This window comes from Clostridium tarantellae, from assembly GCF_009295725.1.
In the GTDB taxonomy this organism is placed as follows: Bacteria; Bacillota; Clostridia; order Clostridiales; family Clostridiaceae; genus Sarcina; species Sarcina tarantellae.
On record NZ_WHJC01000523.1, the window covers coordinates 1 to 1,167 of the forward strand.

Genomic DNA, 1,167 nt, shown 5'->3' on the forward strand with positions numbered 1-1,167 from the left:
GTAGTATATTGTTTATATTTAGATTTTTACCTTTTGCTTTAATTATATATTATTTAACTCCTAATAAAGGAAAAAATATTATTTTAATTTTATTAAGCTTAATTTTTTATTCCTGGGGAGAACCTAAATACTTTATTTTAATGATTTTATCAATTCTAGTAGATTTTTTTATTGCATTAGCTATAGAAAGAAATTCAACTAATAAATTATATAAAAGTATTTTTTTGCTTTTATCTATATTATTTAATTTAGCAATGTTATTTTTATTTAAATATATTAATTTTTTTATTAACAATTTTAATGATTTTTTTAAGTTAAGCATAACAAATGTAAATTTAACATTACCATTAGGAATAAGTTTTTACACCTTTCAAACAATGTCTTATACTATAGATGTTTTTAAAGGAAAGACTAGAGCTGAAAGAAATATAATAAATTTTGGAGCGTATGTAAGTTTGTTTCCGCAGCTAATTGCAGGACCTATTGTAAAATATACTGATATAAAAAAAGAATTATTAAAAAAGGATTTATCTTTTAAAAAAGTAGAAAAAGGATTAAAGTTATTTATATTGGGATTGGCTAAAAAAGTATTAATAGCTAATAACATAGGAATGCTTTGGACTGAAGTTGAAAAAATAGGTTTTGAAAAAGTATCTACTCCTTTAGCTTGGATGGGAGTTTTAGCTTTTAGTTTGCAAATTTATTTTGATTTTAGTGGTTATTCTACAATGGCTATTGGTTTAGGAAAAATGTTAGGGTTTAATTTCCCAGAAAATTTTAATTTTCCTTATATTTCACGAAGTATTAGTGAATTTTGGAGAAGATGGCATATTACCTTAGGTGCTTGGTTTAAAGAATATGTATATATACCTTTAGGAGGAAATAAAGGTAGCAAAACTAGATTATGTGTAAATCTTGTAATATTATGGTTTTTAACTGGATTTTGGCATGGGTCTAGTTACAATTTTATTTTATGGGGATTATTCTTTTTTATATTAATATATATAGAAAAGATAGGTTTTATAAAAATATTAAATACATATAAAGTTTTTTCTCACATATATGTAAGCTTTTTTTTAATAATTGGATGGTGTATTTTTGCAATTACTGATTTAAAAGAATTAATAAATTTATTTAATAGAATGTTTATATTTCATGGAGGAATAG

The 1,167-nt window shown here is 22.4% G+C and carries 1 protein-coding gene; it reads left to right on the forward strand.

What is annotated here, in order from left to right:
* On the forward strand, nt 1-1,167 hold a 1,167-nt coding region (locus GBZ86_RS16080), incomplete at both ends, for an MBOAT family O-acyltransferase (protein WP_152892341.1).